This window comes from Thermoactinomyces sp. FSL K6-2592 (genome assembly GCF_038006465.1).
Classification (GTDB): Bacteria; Bacillota; Bacilli; order Thermoactinomycetales; family Thermoactinomycetaceae; genus Thermoactinomyces; species Thermoactinomyces vulgaris.
Genome location: NZ_JBBOVH010000001.1, coordinates 323,732 through 341,069, shown reverse-complemented (window position 1 = coordinate 341,069; position 17,338 = coordinate 323,732). Strand labels below are relative to the sequence as shown.

Below are 17,338 nucleotides of genomic sequence, written 5' to 3'. Positions count from 1 at the left end.
CAATGTAACATAGATGAAATCTCTTGAGTACCCTGCATCAAAAAAGTCATAAACTTTTCCGTTCTATTAAAGATGTATAAATTTGTAAGGTAGTTCGCGCGTTTTCGCTCCAAGTCAATGCACGGGACGCATCCAACGCATTTTTCCCCATAGTGGCGATGAGGGAAGGATCATCGATCAGGATTTTGCGCAAGCAACCGGCAATTTTGTCCACATCTTTGGCCGGCACAAGAAATCCGGTCTTCCCGTCTTGAAGAATTTCCTTGATTCCGCCCACATCCGTCGCCACCATGGGCCGGCCGCACCCCATCGATTCCAGCAATATGGAGGGAAGCCCCTCGCTCAGACTGGTGAGAACCATCACATCGGCACTGTTGATCCAGTCGGGAATCTCAGCGTACGGCTTTTTGCCCAAAAAGGTGACGGCTTCGCTTAATCCCGATTCTTCCGCCTGGTTTTCAAGCCGGGGGCGCAAAGGCCCGTCCCCGATCAAATACAGATGAATGTCCCGGCTTTCTTGGCGGATCCGGGAAAAAGCCTCCAACAAATAAGAAACGCCTTTGACCGGATACAAGTTGCCGACAAAAAGCAAAATTTTTTGTTCCCTGTTCAACCCCAGACGTTTCCTTGCCTCCAGACGGTCCATGGGGCGGAATTTCTCCGGGTCAAAACCGTTGTAAACCGTTTTGGCCGCAAGCTCGGGATGCATTTTTTCCGCTTCTTCTTTCAGCCGGTCGCTGACCGTGATGACCAGGTCATTTTCCTTTAATGCACGAAGCGTCTGTTCATAAACGGAACGCTTTCGTTTGGGATACAACATGATGTCCGAGCCATGGATCGTGCTTAACACCGGCACCTTCCAAATTTTCTTCAGTTCCCCTCCTGCATAACCATCCGGATAGATGGTGTGACAATGAATCAGATCAAAAGGAAACGCTTTATGTACTTCCTCCACTGCCTTTTGCAGGGCTTTTGTATAATACTTGCCATAGCGTTGGAAAAAAAATCCCCCCGGAATCATTCGCGTGGGAACATAATAAACGGCAATTCCATCCTTTTCTGTCTTTTTCGGCAATTGACGATACCCTTTCCACTTCGGGTAAAAGGGGAAAGAAGGAACGGGCACCACCACGCTTACCTCTGCCCCTTCTCTTTTTAAAGCTTTTGCCTGGTTATGGACAAAAATTCCCGCCATGGGATTGACCGGATTCGGGTACATATGCGAAATGATCAAAATACGCCCATTCATTGAAACCACTTCCTTTATCCGGTTTCATTTCCGAAAGATTACTGTCAATAGCATTTTCCAAACCGGTGATACTATGTACAACACCATACAGGAGAGGTCGTTGTCATGAAAAGACAAAGAATCGCCAGCGACTCCTATGACGGATTCCTCGGCATGTTGAATGCCTTTCTCATCAGCTTGCCTTTTTGGGGACTGATTTATTTCGGACTTCGCATTTTTCATTTATGGAAATAAATACATGACAAGGAAGGTCCATCCCCAAGGACCTTCCCGCTTTATGTATTTTTTAATCATTGATCGCAAACATCAGATCCGCTTCCACCGCCACATGTTCCCCGACACGGGCAATACCCTTGCCTTTCCCGACTTTTCCTTTCACCCGGGTCAATTCCACTTCCAGCGTTAGGACATCTCCGGGTTTGACCTGATGACGGAAACGGACTTTATCCAGTCCGGCAAAAAATGCGATTTTGCCCCGGTTTTCTTCCACACTGAGAATGGCAACGGCCCCCACTTGCGCCAATGCCTCCACAATCAGCACGCCCGGCATAACAGGATAGTCCGGAAAATGCCCTTGGAAAAACGGCTCATTCACACTCACATTTTTGATTCCCACCGCTTTTTTCGCCGGTTCCAATTCCGTGATCCGGTCCACCAACAAAAAAGGATACCGGTGAGGAATAATTTCTTGAATCTGTTTTGCATCTAACATCGTCATCCACCTCTCAAAAAACCGTCTCACCTTCTGAAATCACTTGTCACCATTATAGCGAAACCGTATTTAAATTACCAAACATCCGGGCGTCATAAAATGGCGGTTTCTTAACAATCTGGAGAATAAAAAAACACTTTGTTACACGGACTTTCCGGTCCGTTTAACAAAGTGTCAATGCTTGCGCCCTGTGACTTTTCACGACAAAGCGGCAGCCCTTTCCACCGCGCGGGCCACTTCCCGATGGACTTTGGGATCCAAGGGATGCGGCGCCAATTCCCCGGGACTGGTACAATCTGCAATGGCTTCGGCGGCGGCCACCAACATCGGGTGAGTGATTTTCTTGGCATTGGCATTCAACACGCCGCGGAAGATCCCGGGAAACCCGAGGACATTATTGACAGAACGCCCGTCTGCTGCAAAAGAAGCACCGGATTTGAGTGCCAATTCAGGGTCGATTTCCGGTTTGGGATTGGATAAGGCGAGAATCACCTGACCTTCCCGGATCATTTCCGGTTTGATCAATCCGGGAACCCCTGTTGTCGCCACCACAATGTCGCAGCGTTCCATCAATTCTTCCATGCCCACCGGTATGCCGCCGTAATTCTCCAAACGCTCCAAAGCTTTTTCTTGCCGGTCGGCACCGCAAATCTCCCGCACCCCGTAAGCTTTAAACATGCGGCAAATAGCCAAACCCGCGGCACCAAGCCCGATTTGTCCCACTGACGCTTCTTTCAGGTTGATCCCGGTGGAACGGCAAGCCGAAATCACGGCAGCCAGTGTCACGACCGCCGTTCCGTGCTGATCGTCATGCATCACCGGAATGGGCAACTCTTCTTTGAGGCGTTCTTCAATCTCAAAGCAATGCGGGGAACCAATATCCTCCAACAAAATGCCTCCAAATCCCTGATAAATGTGTTTCAAGATGTTCACCACTTCATCCGGATCACTTGTATCCAACAAAATCGGAATCCCGCTGATCCCGGCAAAGCGGTCAAACAAAGCGGCCTTTCCCTCCATCACCGGCATTCCCGCCAACGGACCGATATTGCCAAGCCCCAAAATGGCGGTGCCATCAGTCACAATGGCAACGGTGTTTCCAATGCTTGTATAATAATTGGCTTTTTCCGGATTCTCCCGGATCTCAAGGCATACATTGGCCACTCCCGGGGTGTAAACACGGCGCAAATCCGCCAAGGACCGGATGTCCATCTTGCTGACCATGCGGATTTTTCCGCCTTCATGGGCACTTAACACTTCGTCCGATATGGAATGAACGTAAATGCCGCCCCCCAACGCTTCAATGCTGGTGACCACCTGATCCAGATGTGCTTCACTCTCACACTGGACCGTGATGTCCCGGAGAGTGGAAAACGGGCCGATCTTGATGGTGGTGATGTCCCCTATATCGCCTCCTGCTTGTCCGATCGCTGTGGTCACTTTTCCCAGGTTGCCAGGCTTTGAAGGAGTTTCCACGATAATGCTGCGTGTCATATTCCGTACCATCCGTTAACCTCCCTAATCCGTCTGAAGTCAAATCGAAAAAAAAGAACCGGATCCGGTCACCGATTCTTCCTACATAGCCCGTTCGTTCACCGTTTTCAATTGCAACAGGTAAGAAAGTGTCGTGATGTAGGACAAAATAATGACCGACCATAAAAAAGTTTGTGCAAGCGGCAATTCAAACATGATAAAAAATAAAGCGACATAAAACAAAAAGGTTGTCAGCTTGCCGAAAATGTTTGCCGGGACCGTTCGTTTGCCTCTCAGCTTCAGGAAAACAGAAAAAAGGATCATGGACACATCGCGCAAGACAATGATAAAGGCAGCCCAAACTCCGATTTTTCCGGAGATCATCAGGGATAAAAAAACAGAGAGCATCATTAATTTGTCCGCCAAAGGATCCAGCATGATTCCAATCTGGGTCACTTGCTTTGTCTTTCTGGCCACATACCCGTCAATGACATCGGTTAACCCCGCAAGAAGAATGATCCCAAACGCCCAGTACACATTCCATGGCGTGTCCGAAAAAAATGCAACAAAATACGCAGGAATCAAAAAAAGGCGAATCATGGTCAAGAAATTGGGCAAATTCATTCAGGACCCCCCTTCTTACAGTTTACCGAACGGATGGTTAATAAAAAAGGAAAGAGCCCGTCTTCCATCCAAGTGACAGACGGGACTTATGATCCAAAAATGAGCTGATAAATATGCACCCACATGTCAAAATCCAAGAAATCGCCGGCCGGTTGATCACCAATGATGGTATGACCAACGACAAATCCCGCATACAAAGCCACAATGAGCGAAACAGGCAGCCAAAGAATTTTAACCCATTTTAGAATTTGCTCTTTTTTCTCATCAATCGGCGGATCATCTTCACTACGGGAAGCGGCACTTTGCTTTTTTTCTTTGGTGGAGTCCAGTTGTTCCACCCGCGGTTTCACTGGCTGTTCTGCAACAAAAGACGGTTTTTTCACTTCTTCTTTGAAATTTTCGTCGCCGCTGTTCTCTCCGATGACCGGATCAATGGAATATTCCTTAAAATCGATGGGAGTTAACGTATCTTCTAATGAAAGCTGCCGTTTTTCATGCGGGGAAGAAGGTTGTTCCACTTCGAAGGTTGGAGGTGCGCCATACTCATGGGAATGGAACTGGTTACCGGAGTCTTTCTTCTCCTCCGTCTGCTCCTCTTTTTTCTCTTTGTCGCCTTCTTGCTTTGCAGGCTCAAACTTCCGGGCATCCTCCAAACTGTCGAGGGTGTCTTGCTCTTCTTCTTCATCTCTTCGCCATTTCAATTGGCCTACCGGCAAGATATCATCCACTTTTTCATTTTCCACTGTCAAATGGTCCGATGGATTATTGAATTTTTCTGCTGAAGACTCCACATCGTCTGATTGGTAGTCCATGTGTTTTTCTTTATCAGAATAACTCATCTGCATTCCTCTCCAAGGCTAACTTCTATTACCGATCCTCTCTATTTCATGAAGCTCGTCCAACAAAATCAAGTTTACTTTTAAATAAGCTCCATTCTACTCATAATAGAATATATCGCAACTATGAACATAAGTCTATACTTACAGCTTATAGGAGTGTGAAAGTTTCTTATACAGTAGAAGCACCGGGTTGAAAGGAAAAAGGATACATATTATGGCAATGATTCGGAGATCTTGTTTTTATGTAAACACTGCCGGTGCTTCCGTCTCATTTTCACAGTCACACGGACACTTCTTGCTTCTTTTTTCCGGTTTTTTGCTTATATTTAATCTTTGTCGCTTCTCCACCTCTTATATGGCGAATCGATTTATGGTATTCCAATATCTCTTTCACTTGACGAGCCAGTTCCGGGTTGATTTCCGGCAATCGTTCCGTAAGGTCTTTATGAACCGTGCTCTTGGAAACACCAAACTCTTTCGCAATCGTCCGGACCGTATTTCGCGTCTCCACAAAATAATGTCCGATTTTTAATGTTCGTTCCTTAATATATTCATGCACCCCGCCAAACCTCCTCTCTTCTCCATTTGCTACATTATATTGAGGGAAGAGGCGGGTTATTCTTTCTAAACAAGCCATGACAAGCCATGTTTGGCAATTTTTCTTTTTTCGGGAACAAAAAAAAGCGTTCCCTTGGATGGAAACGCCTTTTTCCTTATTTTTCCCCGCTTAAATAAACATCCGGATTGATGGCTTTCTGATCCCGGTCGCGAATTTCAAAATGCAGATGGACACCCGCTTCCTTTTCAAAACGATTGCGTCCTGCTTTGGCAATCACTTGTCCTTTCTTGACGGTTTGTCCATTTTTGACGCGGACATCGTCCAAACTTTGGTATACCGTTTGAATGCCGCTTTCATGCTGAATGACCACTTGCCATCCGACAACCGGGTTTTCCTCGACTTTCACCACTTTCCCTTCCAATGCCGCCACCACATCAAAGGTTCCTCCATCTTTTTTCGCAAAGTCAACTCCCGAATGCGGCGTGAACGTATTGGCATATTGGTTCAAAGAGGATTCCCGGCTCGCTTCCGGATCTTCTTGCTTATAAAATCCCATGGTTTTGTCGGCATGGGCATTTTTGGCGACAGGCAATATCATGTCATCATCGGTCGGATTGGTCGGAATCGGCTCTTGGGGAAGATTTTGTCCCACCAAATCCCTGGTGGTTTTGGATGCTTTTTCCACCTGATGATCCTGATACCACCATGCCACACTTAAAATCAGTGCCGCCACAAAGAGATAGACAGCAGGGAAAAACCACTTTTTGGACATTAACTTTTTCCATTTCAAACGTCGCTTCGCTTTTTCAAAGGAAGAAATCTGGTTATTTGCATTTGGTTCCTTCGATTTCATGGAAATCACCTCAGGAACCATTGTCGACCAGCTTCTCTCTTTTTATACCTACAGATGGGAACTTTTAGTAAATTCGAAGCAAAGTCAAAACTGAGACATACATGATCTTCATTTCTTTGGCTCATACTTTAGAAAAGGCTTGGCAGAAGGAGGTGAAACGGTGATAAAACCCTTTGAGCCTGATCTGGTCTACTACGAGCCCGGAGCTTTGGACTATCCACTCGGAAAAGAATTGGTGGCAAGGTTTCAAAGCATGAAGATTCCGGTCCGGCCAACAACCTCGCACAACCAGGTGACCGGCCTGCCGGGAGAGACCCCGTTGGATAAATACCGGATTGCCAAGCGGACCTTGGTCATCGGAGTGAAGAAATCATTAAAATTCGAACAATCCAAGCCCTCAGCCGAATATGCCATTCCGCTGGCCACCGGCTGTATGGGGCATTGCCATTACTGTTATCTGCAAACAACGCTCGGAAAACGTCCTTATATCCGGATTTATGTCAACCTGGATGAAATTTTTTCCCAAGCCGAAAAATACATCCAAGAACGTGCTCCGGAAATCACCCGGTTTGAAGCCGCATGTACTTCCGATCCGGTGGGCATCGAACATATTTCGGGGTCGCTATACAAAACCATCGAGTTCATGGGAAAACAGCCGTTGGGCCGTTTGCGCTTTGTCACCAAGTACGCCAATGTGGAATCCCTTTTAAATGCCGACCACAAGGGACATACCCGTTTTCGCTTCAGCATTAATGCCGATTATGTGGTCAAACATTTTGAACCGGGAACCTCACCGTTGCCGGACCGGATTGAAGCCGCCGGAAAAGTGGCGGAAGCCGGCTACCCGCTCGGATTCATCATCGCTCCCATCATGTCTTTTTCCGGATGGAAAGAACAATACCAGGCCTTATTGAAAAAATTGTCCAATCGCCTTCCCGAAGTGGATGATTTGACCTTTGAACTCATCACCCACCGTTACACGCAAAGCGCCAAACGGGTCATCGAAGAACGTTATCCCAAGACCAAGCTGGACATGGACGATGAAAAGCGGAGAAAAAAATGGGGCCCTTACGGACGGATAAAGTATGTTTATCCCAAAGAGCAAATGGACGAAATCAAAGATTTCATGCACCGCACCATTTCCACTTACTTTCCCCGGGCAGAAATTCTTTATTTCACTTGATCGGGGGAGAAAGGCTCGATCTTTACCCCCTGGTAGTAATGCTGAATAATTTCATCCACCTTTTTTCCCTGCTTTGCCATCAAATTGGCGCCCCATTGGCTCATGCCGACGCCGTGTCCGTATCCGCGGGTGGTGATTTGAAGTTGATTCCCCTGTACCGCCACATCAAAATCGGTTGAAGCCAATCCCAATGCTTCCCGGATTTCCCTGCCGGTGAATGTCTGATCGCCAATCTTGATTTTGGCGATTCTTTTTCCTTTTGTACGCTCGGTCACCTGGATCAAACGCGTACCGGTTGTGGCGGGAAGACTGACTGCCTGTCCGGTTTTCTTTTCCAGTCGGCTGACAAACTCGTCCCATGACAACGTATGCCGGTGAATATATTTTGGGGACATCCGATCCCATGGGGAAGACACACTCCGCAAGTAAGGATACTTTTGTTTGAAATACTCCTCCGAATTCTCGGTATAGCCGTTGCTGGTTGAGAAAAACGCAGCATAAATGGGCTTTCCCTGATAGGTAATGATCTGGCCGTCGGTTTCCCTCACGGCCTCCCGGATGGAATTCCGGAGGGTTTCATATTGGGCTTTCCACTCCTGCTTCAACATTTCATCCGTTTTAAAAGCCTGATGGTTCACCGTGTCCGTGACATGTGCTTTCTTTGCTTCTTCCCCCCATTTGGACATATCCGAATAATCTTTTCGCTCCAACCGGTCCACGATATAAGTCCGGGCAGCCAAGGCCTGGGCTTTTAAGGCTTCCTTGTGGAAATCCGCCGGCATTTCCGCCGCCACGACACCGTAAATGTACTCTTCCAACGGCAATTGAATCACTTTTTTCGACTCTGTCAGGTACACTTTAACCCGGATATCCTGATTTTCACTTTGCAATGCTTTCTCTTTTGCCAATGCCTCCGGTGGGACATCGGAATCCCAAGCAACCAGAAACACCGGAATCAAAAGAATAACGCCCACAAGCCCCAACAATACCATCAGCAATCCTTTGTGCAATCTGTTCTTCGCCTCCATTTGAATGACAGCGTTCACTACTAAGCTATGAAAAAAACCCCTTTTTTTAGAACCGGAATTCGTAGATTCCCTGATAAAGAAAAAAGCGGCTTCCCTTCAAAGAAGCCGCTTGACCTTCGTTTGGTCATGCAAAAGATTTTTGTTCCGTCTTGGAACTTTTCTCCTCGCTCACCCGTTCAATTTTGGCTCCCAAGCCTCTCAATTTCCCGACAATGTCCACATAACCGCGATCCACATGATGCAACTCCGTCACTTCGGTGACTCCTTCCGCTGCCAATCCGGCCAAAATCAAGGCCGCACCGGCACGCAGATCCGTGGCTTTCACCTGAGCTCCCGACAACGGTTTTCCACCTTCAATCAATGCGGTGCGCCGGTCGATTTTAATCTGCGCCCCCATCCGCTTAAACTCTTCCACATGCATAAACCGGTTTTCAAACACGGTTTCCGTCAGCATGCTGTTTCCGTTTGCGGTAAGCAAAAGAGCCATCATCTGTGATTGCATATCCGTCGGAAATCCTGGATAGGGCAAGGTTTTGACATCCACGGGTTTCAAATCCCCGTCTGCACGAACGTGAATCCCGTTTTCGCCGTCAAGCACATGGACTCCCATTTCACGCATCTTGGCAATCAGCGGAACCAAATGATCGGAAATGGCCCCTTCCACAAAAACTTCGCCGCGGGTGATGGCAGCCGCCACCATGTAAGTTCCGGCTTCGATCCGGTCGGGAATCACGGTGTATTCTGTTCCCCGCAAAATATCCACTCCATCGATGCGAATTTCATCGGTACCGGCTCCCCGGATTTTTGCACCCATCGCATTGAGGAAGTTGGCAAGATCCACGATTTCCGGCTCACAAGCGGCATTTTCAATCACTGTCCGGCCTTCAGCCAATGTTGCTGCCATCATGATATTTTGGGTTGCTCCGACACTTGGGAAATCCAGATAAACCGTCGCTCCATGAAGACGCCCGTCAATGGTCCCTTCAATGTAGCCTTGCCCGATGTCAAACCGGGCACCCATGGCTTCCAGTCCTTTTAAATGCAGATCAATCGGCCTGCTTCCGATGGCACATCCTCCCGGGAGAGGAATCCGTGCGTGTTTTTTCCTGGCAAGCAGGGGTCCCATCACCAAAACAGAAGCTCTCATCTTGCGCACCAGTTCATAAGGCGCTTCGGTGGATTCCACTTTTTCTGCATTGATCACAATTTGGTCATCACCCAGATCGGCTTGGATCCCCAAGCGTTTCAAAAGTTGAGTGATGGTTTTCACATCTTCCAAAAGCGGAACATCCGTAATCCTGATGTCCCCTCTGGATGCCAAAATGGATCCGGCAATCAAAGGAAGTACCGCATTTTTGGCGCCATGTACTTTCACTCTTCCTTTTAAACGTGTTCCGCCTTGAACGATGATCTTTTCCAAAGCTTTTCCCCCCAAAAACTAATATTCGATGGTGATAATTGGCGTGCCTAAAGTGATAACCATGCGATGGGCATCCTGATTCATCCGAACGGCCGCTTGCATATTCATCATGCCGCCTCTTGTCTTGATGCCTGCCGGTAACAACGGAGAAAGTGCGGAGATGCTGACGGTATGATCCGTACGCATCGCTTCCACCTCTTCCGCTTTCAACAGCCGGAAAATCTCCGCGAGTAAATATTCCTCCTGTTCGTTTTGCACCGGCCTGCTTCCCTGAACGGAATAATGATAAGATGGAGTAATGCCATGATTTAACAAAACACGCGTCACATGATCGCGGGCAGCTTGCCAGTTTTCCCGGTCACTTCCTTTTCCTTCCAATTGAATGGACAAATATGGATGGATGAATTCTTCAGACGGTTCATCATTGATCACGGCCATTTTCACCAAAATGTTTCGCTCGATGATCCCTTCCGCCGAAAATTTTATTCCGGCAAATTCATCATTGCGTTCCAACGGCCCGATATTTAATGAACGACTCAATGCTTGTGTCCACTCTTCGATCTCTTGTTGGCTCATTGCCCGGTGCAGCCGGTTTCCATAATGCAACACATATCGTTCCGGTTCCACCCCGACTTTCTTGAACGCTTTGATCAATTGCCCTTCGGGTTGGGATTGTTCCTGTGATCCAATGAATACAAAAGGCAAAAAAACACAAAAAAGAATCACTTTTTTCACAATCCCCCACATTTTCCATCCCTCTCCCTGAATTCTTATTATTCCCATTCTTCACATTCAGGGAAAAGGATATACGTGGAGCCGGTCAGTGAATCAGCTGGCTGATCAGCCTGGACCAACTGAGATAATCAATAAAAAAGGACGCCAGTTGATGCCCGAGAATGATCGACAAGACGATCATCAAGGCTCTGATCTGAGCCGTGTGATTCTTTTTGAAAAGTTGCTCGATGCGCATGCCCAGCAAGATCCACCAGACAAAGGCAATGCTTAAGATCGAGAGGAATATGTTCACCAGCCCCGACAAGGCCAGCTGCGTCGTCCCATCCATAATATGCACTCCCTCAGGCATATGTTCACATGCTACCATGGTACAAAAAAAATGGCGAATGCGCAAAAGATATTTTTGCAAATGCATGAACAAAACAAGCATACCCCTTCTGAAGAGGGGTATGCTTTCAGATTCCGCTTGATGAAAAGAGCGCCTATGGTGAAGTATTGGCAGCTTGGGAGAACGCAGACATCCAATCCAGATCCCCCAAGGCTTGAAAGAAGTAGTCCGGCATCAATCCCAACAAAAAGGTGCCCAAACATCCGATCCCGATGACGGCCATCACCGTCCAAGGGACGTTCAGCTTCCCATCATCCCCGGCTCTTCTAAAATAGATGTGCCGGGCGATGCGAAAATAGTAGTAATAAGAGATCACCGTTGTGATGATCATGATGAGCGCCAGCCAGTTGTGTGAACTGGCCACCGCGCTCATCAAAATGTAAAATTTCCCTACAAACCCCGCCGTCACGGGAAGGCCGGCAAGAGACAAAATAAACAGGGTCATGATCACCGCCAGCCCCGGCGAACGTTGGTACAACCCGGAAAAAGCTCTCAAATCATAGGTTCCCGTCTCTTTTCCCACGACTTCAATCACCACAAAGGCCCCGGCCGTCATGAACAGGTAGGCGATGAGGTAATACACCAGACTCGGAAACAGATCATATCCCACAAATCCCATCGTTGCGGGAGGAACCAGCAGATAACCGGCATTGGCGATGCTGGAGTAAGCCATCAGCCGCTTGGCATTGGTTTGGCGCAATGCCACCGTGTTTCCCACAATCATGGAAGCTGCTGCCATGATCATCAATGTCCAGGAAATCACTTCATTCCAGACACCGTTTGACACCAGCGGAATATAGGCCCCGAGCAACATCCGGAGCACCAGAGCAAACGCCGCGGTTTTGGACACCACAGCCAAAAACACCGCCACCGGGGTTGACGAGCCTTGGTAAACATCGGGAACCCAGGTGTGGAAAGGCGCGGATGAAATTTTAAAACCAAATCCGACCATCATTAAAAAGAACGACAAAAAGAGGAACAACTGGTAATCAGTTGCCGAAACTTCCGCAACCCGGTCCCGTATCTCAAACAAGTGGGTGCTTCCGGTCAATCCATAGAGAAAGGACATCCCGTACAGGATAAAAGCGGAAGAAACCCCTCCCAAAACGACATATTTCCATGCCGCTTCGGTCGCATCAGTCCGTTTTTTCCGAATCCCAGTCAATATGTAGGATGAGAGGCTCAACAGCTCCAGACCGACGAACAATGTGATCAACTCCGCCGACGACACCATGATCATGGCACCGAGCAAAGCGGTAAGAAGCAAAGAATAATATTCGCTTTCCGCTTTTAACTCTTCGTCTTTCCGGAAGGAAAACAAGAAAACCAAAGCCGTTCCGGCAAGCAAAATGCCTTTGAGCGTCAAGCTCAAATGATCAATCCGGTACGAATCCCCCAAAATCTGATACGGTTCATGCCCCCAACCCATGCCGACAAAAACGCCTGCCGCCAAGATGGCCATGAGCCCGAAGATGCCCATCCATTTCTTTGACACCGTTTCTTTCAACAACAAATCCAAAATCATCAACAGAGCGGCGGCAACGACGATCGTCAGCTCGGGGGCCATCACCCTCAGGTCAAAATCCAGCAATGTTTGCATCATGCCCCTACCCTCCGATCCGAGATACAATAAGATCTAACGTTTCTTGCATCGGCGCACTCAAAACGGCCGGATAAACACCGATCAGGACAATCAACAGCACCATCACCAACATCGGAAAGCTTTCGCGCAAATGCAGATCGCCAACCGCCTGAAAACGTTCCGGCAACGGTCCGAAGGTCGTTTTCAACACAGCACGCAATGCATAAACCACGGTGAAAATCAACCCGAGTGCCCCGACCGCCCCAATCACCGGATGGTTTTGGAACACGCCGAGATAGGCCAGAAACTCGCTGATAAAACCGGACAGCCCCGGCAATCCCAAAAGCGCCAATCCACCGGTGAGGAAAATCCCCGAAAGTACCGGTGCCGATTTGGCCAGTCCGCCCAGATCATCCAATTCCGTCGTTTTGGCACGGTCATAAATGCTGCCGACGAGGAAGAAAAGCAGTGCCGAAATGATCCCGTGGGACACCGCCTGGAAAACCGCTCCGTTTAGTCCGGCCGTATTTAAAGCGGCCAACCCGAACAAAATGATCCCCATATGGCTGACACTGGAATAAGCCAGCACATGCTTCAACTCTTTTTGCACAATGGCAATACAGGCTCCGTACAAGATGTTTATCAAACCGAACACAGCCAGATAGATGGAGATTTCCTTCATTTGCACCGGGAACAACCCCAACCCGAACCGGATTAAACCGTAAGCCCCCATCTTCAGCAGAACCCCGGCATGAACCATCACCACCGGGATGGGAGCTTCGACGTGGGTTTTTAACATCCAGCTGTGGAAAGGAAACACGGGCAACTTAATGCAAAATGCGATTACCAGTGCCGCAAACGTTCCCCACAACATCGTTTTCAAAACCGGGGGCAACAGCGCAAATTGCCCCATCACCTGATCCATCCGGTCTTGCAACACCGAATAATCCAACGTGCCAAAGAGAAGCAGCAAACCCACCATGGCAAACAGAAGGAATCCGGATCCCAGCCCGTTAAACAACAAAAACTGGTTGGCTGCTTTCTCCCTGCCCAAAAATCCCCACTTTCCGATCAGAAAATAAGCGGCAATCAATGTAACTTCAAAGAAGATGAAAAAGAGAAACAGATTGGATGCGGAAAAAACACCAATCATCCCTGTCTCCAAGAGCAAAAACAGCTGGTAAAACCCTTTGGTCTCCTCCTTGATGAATCCGGATGCCGCGGCAGCCACGGCACTGATCAGGGTGGTCAAAACGATGAAGGGAAGCGATAATCCGTCCACTCCCATGCTGTAATGAAAAGTCCACGGTTCTCCCTGTAAGAGGGGGATTTGAAACCAGACAACCGATTTCACCCACTGTAACCCTTTCAACCCCTGATCAAATTGCGCATACATCACAAGGGACAGCAAAAGCGGCGGAAGTGTGGACAAAATCCCGCAAATCCGGTGCCAGCGCACTTTCTCACGGGGAAGAAAAATGAGAACCAAAGCCCCTAAAAGCGGGAGAAACGTGACCAATGAAGGCATCCAATCAAACCGACTCATTTAAATAACCTCCCCGCTGTCATTCCTACCATCAAAAGGACAAAACCAATCACACTCACCAACACATAAGTCTGTGCCTGCCCGTTTTGGATCTTGGAACCCAAACGCCCGATCCATTGGACGACCCAACTGACAAACCGGACAATCCCACCAATCACAAACCGGTCCCATCCGGACAAAAACCAGCCGATTCCTTTGATCGTCCAGACAAACAAATACTGATACAATTCATCCACATAATATTTGTTCAAAACCAGGCGATGGAGCCAAGGAACGGTTTGTGCCGCCTGACAGGCGCTGAACTTACCGTTTCCGTAAAACAGCCAGGCCAATCCGATTCCGGCAAGGGAAACCGCAACCGTCACGACCGCCAACCACACCGGAACCGATGCGGCATCCGAAACGGATTCGTTGCCGGCGGCCAACCAGTTTTCAAACCCCCCGCCGGGAAGCAAACCGACCCATCCGCTTCCAATTGAAAGAATCCCGAGCACGGCCACCGGAATCATCATCACGGCAGGCACCGGACGGTCTGCCTTGGGACCCCTCGGTTCCCCGGCAAATACCAGAAAGAAAAGGCGGAACATATAAAGAGCCGTGAAGAAGGAGGCAATCAAACCGGTGACAAAAAGCCCCGTCCTTCCATCCTGGTAAACGGAAAACAAGATTTCATCCTTGGAGAAAAACCCGGAGAAAGGCGGAATCCCCGCAATGGACAAACAACCGGCCAAGAACCAAACACCGAGTTGGCGGTGGGTTTTCCAAAGCCCGCCCATCTTCCGCAAATCCTGTTCATGGGCGAGCAAAACAATGACCGCGCCGGCTCCCAAAAACAACAACGCTTTAAAAAAAGCGTGGGTAAAGAGATGAAAAACCCCGGCCACATATCCGGCCGAACCCAGGGCCAACATCATGAAGCCGAGCTGGCTCACCGTGGAATAAGCAAGCACCCGTTTGACATCATGCTGCATCAATCCGATGGTTGCGGCAAAAATCGCAGTGAACCCCCCGATATAAGCCACCACATCCATGGCCGGAGGAGATGCCTGAAAGAGGAAAAACAGATTGGCAACGAGATAAACCCCGGCGGCTACCATGGTGGCCGCATGGATCAGGGCACTGACCGGCGTCGGCCCTTCCATGGCATCCGGCAACCAGGTATGTAATGGAAACTGTCCGGATTTTCCAACCGCTCCGATAAAGATGAGAATTGCCAACAAAGTGATCAAACCGGGGGACATTTGCCCGGAAACCACAGCCGTTTTCAAATCGGAAACTTCAAAGCTTCCCACATGCCAAAACATCAGGAGAATGGCAATGAAGAAACCGACATCCCCGATCCTTGTAACGACAAACGCTTTGTGTGCCGCTTCCCTGGCCTCCGGTTTGAAGTACCAAAACCCGATCAACAAGAAGGAACAAACCCCGACCAATTCCCAAAAGATATAGATCCACAACAGATTGGCCGCCATGACCAGACCAAACATAGAAAAAGTGAACAAAGCCAAATAAGCATAAAACACCCGGATCCGGTCATCCCGTTCCATATAACCGTACGAATACAGATGAACCAGAAAACTGACGATGCTGATGATCAAAAGCATCAAGATTTGCAGGGAACCCAGATGGATGCTGAATGAAACCGCAACGTCCCCCAGATTCAACCAAGGAATGTTCCATGTGACGGTTTCCCCGGACAACCAAACGTAAACGGACAGCAACAAAGAAAGAAAAGTTGCCGTCACTCCTGTTGCGGCCGCAATTTTCCTTTGGATGAATCCACGGCCGGACAGAAGCAAAAGAAATGCAATGAAAGGAAAAAGAGGAATCAACAGAGCCATGTTTGCTTCCATTTCTGACCCTTCCTTCTTTTTAGAAGTTTGATTGCTTCCGCTAATCTCTCAGCGAATGATAACGGTCGGCTTCCGCCGTGGACACCTGCCGGTACAAGGCAATCAAAATGGCAATCCCCACAGCCGCTTCCGCCGCTGCCACCGTAATCGTAAACAGTGTGAAGATCTGGCCCGCCAGATTGGGAAACAGACCAAATTTGGAAAATGCCACAAAGTTGATATTCGCGGCGTTAAACATCAACTCAATGCAGAACAGGACCATCACGGCGTTTTTCTTCGTCAACACGCCATACAAACCGATACTGAACAAGATGGCCGACAAAGCAAGATATGAGGTGATGACCATCTCATTTCTCCTCCCTTTTTGCCAGAATGACTGCCCCGACCAGTGCCACCAAGAGTAAGATCGATGCCAGTTCAAACGGGATCACGTATTCAGTGAAGACCCGCTCTCCCAACCGGACGACGTTCCATCCTTCACCGTTATGCGGTTCGCTCCATACCGGCACCTGATAAATGATCCACATCATGACGCCAAAAAAGGCAGCGACAGTGATAAAACCGAGCACGGCATGCCATGGCGCAATCGAACTTTTCTCTTCATCCCGGTGTTTGGTCAACATGATCCCGAATAACATGAGAATCGAAACGGCCCCGGTATAGATCAGCACCTGGATCACCGCCAAAAACTCGGCGTTTAAGAGCAAATAAATGCCTGCGATACTGAAGAAAGTGAATGCGAGCGCCAAAGCCATATGGATGACCCTTGTAAAGTTGATCATAAACACGGCCCCGCCAATCGCCATGACGGAAAGGATAAAAAATGCAATGAATTCAGCGTTTACGGGCATTATTTTTTTCCTCCCGGTTTTTTGATGAGATTGGTGCTGTTTTCTTTTCGAATCTTTGTATTATTTTGGTTGAGCCACTCCAAATCTTTAAACAATTCATCCCTTCCGTAAACGGCGAGCTCATAGTTATTGGTCATGACAATGGCTTCTGTCGGGCAAACTTCCGTGCATAAATCACATAAGATGCAAATTTCAAAGTTAATATCGTAAGTGTCAATCACTTTCCCTTTCTTTTCCGGATGCTTTTTCCCCGTCAGTGAAATGCAATCGGTCGGGCAGATGCGGACACATTGGTTGCAGACAATGCATTTTTCCGGATCGAAATGCTGGATTCCGCGAAAGCGGTCCGGCATCTCGAGCGGCTCATCCGGATACCGGTAAGTGACCTTCGGCTTTGTCATGTTTTTGAGGGTGACTCCCAACCCTTTGATCAAGCCAAGCAC

19 protein-coding genes are annotated in these 17,338 nt (G+C 48.4%); 2 read left to right on the top strand and 17 right to left on the bottom strand.

Going from position 1 to position 17,338, the window contains the following annotated elements:
* Positions 1 to 46: 46 nt before the first annotated feature.
* On the bottom strand, positions 47 to 1,249 hold the full coding sequence (locus NYE37_RS01825; protein ID WP_037996681.1) for a glycosyltransferase family 4 protein: 1,203 nt from the start codon (positions 1,247 to 1,249) through the stop codon (positions 47 to 49).
* A 105-nt stretch (positions 1,250 to 1,354) separates the two neighbouring features.
* On the opposite strand from NYE37_RS01825, the gene NYE37_RS01820 reads away from it, so the two are divergent.
* Positions 1,355 to 1,483 carry a hypothetical protein gene (locus tag NYE37_RS01820; protein WP_255347197.1) on the top strand — a complete coding sequence of 43 codons (129 nt, stop codon included), beginning with the start codon at positions 1,355 to 1,357 and terminating at the stop codon, positions 1,481 to 1,483.
* Between the two features lie 52 nt (positions 1,484 to 1,535).
* Here NYE37_RS01820 and fabZ read toward each other — a convergent pair whose 3' ends face one another.
* From fabZ to NYE37_RS01790, 6 genes are all read right to left on the bottom strand, one after another.
* Positions 1,536 to 1,961 carry a 3-hydroxyacyl-ACP dehydratase FabZ gene (gene fabZ / locus NYE37_RS01815; RefSeq protein ID WP_049720699.1) on the bottom strand — a complete coding sequence of 142 codons (426 nt, stop codon included), beginning with the start codon at positions 1,959 to 1,961 and terminating at the stop codon, positions 1,536 to 1,538.
* Between the two features lie 198 nt (positions 1,962 to 2,159).
* Complete coding sequence (locus tag NYE37_RS01810; protein WP_037996675.1) at positions 2,160 to 3,467, bottom strand: NAD-dependent malic enzyme; 1,308 nt, start codon at positions 3,465 to 3,467, stop codon at positions 2,160 to 2,162.
* 69 nt (positions 3,468 to 3,536) lie between these two features.
* Positions 3,537 to 4,058: a CDP-diacylglycerol--glycerol-3-phosphate 3-phosphatidyltransferase gene (gene pgsA / locus NYE37_RS01805; protein WP_037996672.1), complete on the bottom strand. Its 522-nt coding sequence runs from the start codon at positions 4,056 to 4,058 to the stop codon at positions 3,537 to 3,539.
* An 86-nt stretch (positions 4,059 to 4,144) separates the two neighbouring features.
* The gene (locus NYE37_RS01800) at positions 4,145 to 4,897 is read right to left on the bottom strand and encodes a DNA-directed RNA polymerase subunit beta (RefSeq protein WP_049720700.1); all 753 of its coding nucleotides are present in this window, start codon (positions 4,895 to 4,897) and stop codon (positions 4,145 to 4,147) included.
* Between the two features lie 280 nt (positions 4,898 to 5,177).
* Complete coding sequence (spoIIID, locus tag NYE37_RS01795) at positions 5,178 to 5,456, bottom strand: sporulation transcriptional regulator SpoIIID (RefSeq protein WP_037996666.1); 279 nt, start codon at positions 5,454 to 5,456, stop codon at positions 5,178 to 5,180.
* Positions 5,457 to 5,610: 154 nt separating this feature from the next.
* On the bottom strand, positions 5,611 to 6,309 hold the full coding sequence (locus NYE37_RS01790; protein WP_198241493.1) for a M23 family metallopeptidase: 699 nt from the start codon (positions 6,307 to 6,309) through the stop codon (positions 5,611 to 5,613).
* A gap of 163 nt (positions 6,310 to 6,472) precedes the next feature.
* Here NYE37_RS01790 and splB point away from each other — a divergent pair, with 163 nt between their 5' ends.
* Positions 6,473 to 7,492: a spore photoproduct lyase gene (gene splB / locus NYE37_RS01785; RefSeq protein WP_037996717.1), complete on the top strand. Its 1,020-nt coding sequence runs from the start codon at positions 6,473 to 6,475 to the stop codon at positions 7,490 to 7,492.
* On the opposite strand, the gene spoIID is transcribed toward splB, so the two are convergent.
* From spoIID to nuoI, 10 genes are all read right to left on the bottom strand, one after another.
* Entirely contained in the window at positions 7,480 to 8,502 is a 1,023-nt protein-coding gene (spoIID, locus tag NYE37_RS01780; RefSeq protein ID WP_037996663.1) for a stage II sporulation protein D, read from the bottom strand. The genes splB and spoIID overlap by 13 nt on opposite strands.
* Before the next feature lie 142 nt (positions 8,503 to 8,644).
* On the bottom strand, positions 8,645 to 9,940 hold the full coding sequence (gene murA, locus NYE37_RS01775) for a UDP-N-acetylglucosamine 1-carboxyvinyltransferase (RefSeq protein ID WP_037996661.1): 1,296 nt from the start codon (positions 9,938 to 9,940) through the stop codon (positions 8,645 to 8,647).
* Positions 9,941 to 9,958: 18 nt separating this feature from the next.
* Positions 9,959 to 10,687 (bottom strand): YwmB family TATA-box binding protein, encoded by a 729-nt coding sequence (locus tag NYE37_RS01770; protein ID WP_037996659.1) that lies wholly within the window; start codon positions 10,685 to 10,687, stop codon positions 9,959 to 9,961.
* Positions 10,688 to 10,760: 73 nt separating this feature from the next.
* Positions 10,761 to 11,003, bottom strand: a complete 243-nt coding sequence (locus NYE37_RS01765) for a DUF1146 family protein (RefSeq protein ID WP_037996714.1) — start codon at positions 11,001 to 11,003, stop codon at positions 10,761 to 10,763.
* A 154-nt stretch (positions 11,004 to 11,157) separates the two neighbouring features.
* A complete protein-coding gene (locus tag NYE37_RS01760) occupies positions 11,158 to 12,666 on the bottom strand; it encodes an NADH-quinone oxidoreductase subunit N (RefSeq protein ID WP_062843229.1) in 1,509 nt (502 codons plus the stop codon).
* Between the two features lie 4 nt (positions 12,667 to 12,670).
* A complete protein-coding gene (locus NYE37_RS01755; RefSeq protein ID WP_121874272.1) occupies positions 12,671 to 14,191 on the bottom strand; it encodes a complex I subunit 4 family protein in 1,521 nt (506 codons plus the stop codon).
* Positions 14,188 to 16,044 (bottom strand): NADH-quinone oxidoreductase subunit L, encoded by a 1,857-nt coding sequence (gene nuoL / locus NYE37_RS01750; protein WP_049720704.1) that lies wholly within the window; start codon positions 16,042 to 16,044, stop codon positions 14,188 to 14,190. Before nuoL ends, NYE37_RS01755 begins: the two co-directional genes overlap by 4 nt.
* A gap of 40 nt (positions 16,045 to 16,084) precedes the next feature.
* Positions 16,085 to 16,390, bottom strand: a complete 306-nt coding sequence (nuoK, locus tag NYE37_RS01745; protein WP_037996651.1) for an NADH-quinone oxidoreductase subunit NuoK — start codon at positions 16,388 to 16,390, stop codon at positions 16,085 to 16,087.
* Between the two features lies 1 nt (position 16,391).
* A complete protein-coding gene (locus NYE37_RS01740) occupies positions 16,392 to 16,895 on the bottom strand; it encodes an NADH-quinone oxidoreductase subunit J (protein ID WP_037996647.1) in 504 nt (167 codons plus the stop codon).
* Positions 16,895 to 17,338 carry an NADH-quinone oxidoreductase subunit NuoI gene (nuoI, locus tag NYE37_RS01735; RefSeq protein WP_037996710.1) on the bottom strand — a complete coding sequence of 148 codons (444 nt, stop codon included), beginning with the start codon at positions 17,336 to 17,338 and terminating at the stop codon, positions 16,895 to 16,897. The genes NYE37_RS01740 and nuoI overlap by 1 nt, the downstream gene beginning before the upstream one ends.

Bases quoted from the DNA above. Each gene is read 5' to 3' on its own strand.
- NYE37_RS01825 (WP_037996681.1), bottom strand. From the start codon at position 1,249: ATGAATGGGCGTATTTTGATCATTTCGCATATGTACCCGAATCCGGTC.
- NYE37_RS01820 (WP_255347197.1), top strand. From the start codon at position 1,355: ATGAAAAGACAAAGAATCGCCAGCGACTCCTATGACGGATTCCTCGGC.
- fabZ (WP_049720699.1), bottom strand. From the start codon at position 1,961: ATGTTAGATGCAAAACAGATTCAAGAAATTATTCCTCACCGGTATCCT.
- NYE37_RS01810 (WP_037996675.1), bottom strand. From the start codon at position 3,467: ATGGTACGGAATATGACACGCAGCATTATCGTGGAAACTCCTTCAAAG.
- pgsA (WP_037996672.1), bottom strand. From the start codon at position 4,058: ATGAATTTGCCCAATTTCTTGACCATGATTCGCCTTTTTTTGATTCCT.
- NYE37_RS01800 (WP_049720700.1), bottom strand. From the start codon at position 4,897: ATGAGTTATTCTGATAAAGAAAAACACATGGACTACCAATCAGACGAT.
- NYE37_RS01790 (WP_198241493.1), bottom strand. From the start codon at position 6,309: ATGAAATCGAAGGAACCAAATGCAAATAACCAGATTTCTTCCTTTGAA.
- NYE37_RS01770 (WP_037996659.1), bottom strand. From the start codon at position 10,687: ATGTGGGGGATTGTGAAAAAAGTGATTCTTTTTTGTGTTTTTTTGCCT.
- NYE37_RS01765 (WP_037996714.1), bottom strand. From the start codon at position 11,003: ATGGATGGGACGACGCAGCTGGCCTTGTCGGGGCTGGTGAACATATTC.
- NYE37_RS01760 (WP_062843229.1), bottom strand. From the start codon at position 12,666: ATGATGCAAACATTGCTGGATTTTGACCTGAGGGTGATGGCCCCCGAG.
- NYE37_RS01755 (WP_121874272.1), bottom strand. From the start codon at position 14,191: ATGAGTCGGTTTGATTGGATGCCTTCATTGGTCACGTTTCTCCCGCTT.
- nuoL (WP_049720704.1), bottom strand. From the start codon at position 16,044: ATGGAAGCAAACATGGCTCTGTTGATTCCTCTTTTTCCTTTCATTGCA.
- nuoK (WP_037996651.1), bottom strand. From the start codon at position 16,390: ATGGTCATCACCTCATATCTTGCTTTGTCGGCCATCTTGTTCAGTATC.
- NYE37_RS01740 (WP_037996647.1), bottom strand. From the start codon at position 16,895: ATGCCCGTAAACGCTGAATTCATTGCATTTTTTATCCTTTCCGTCATG.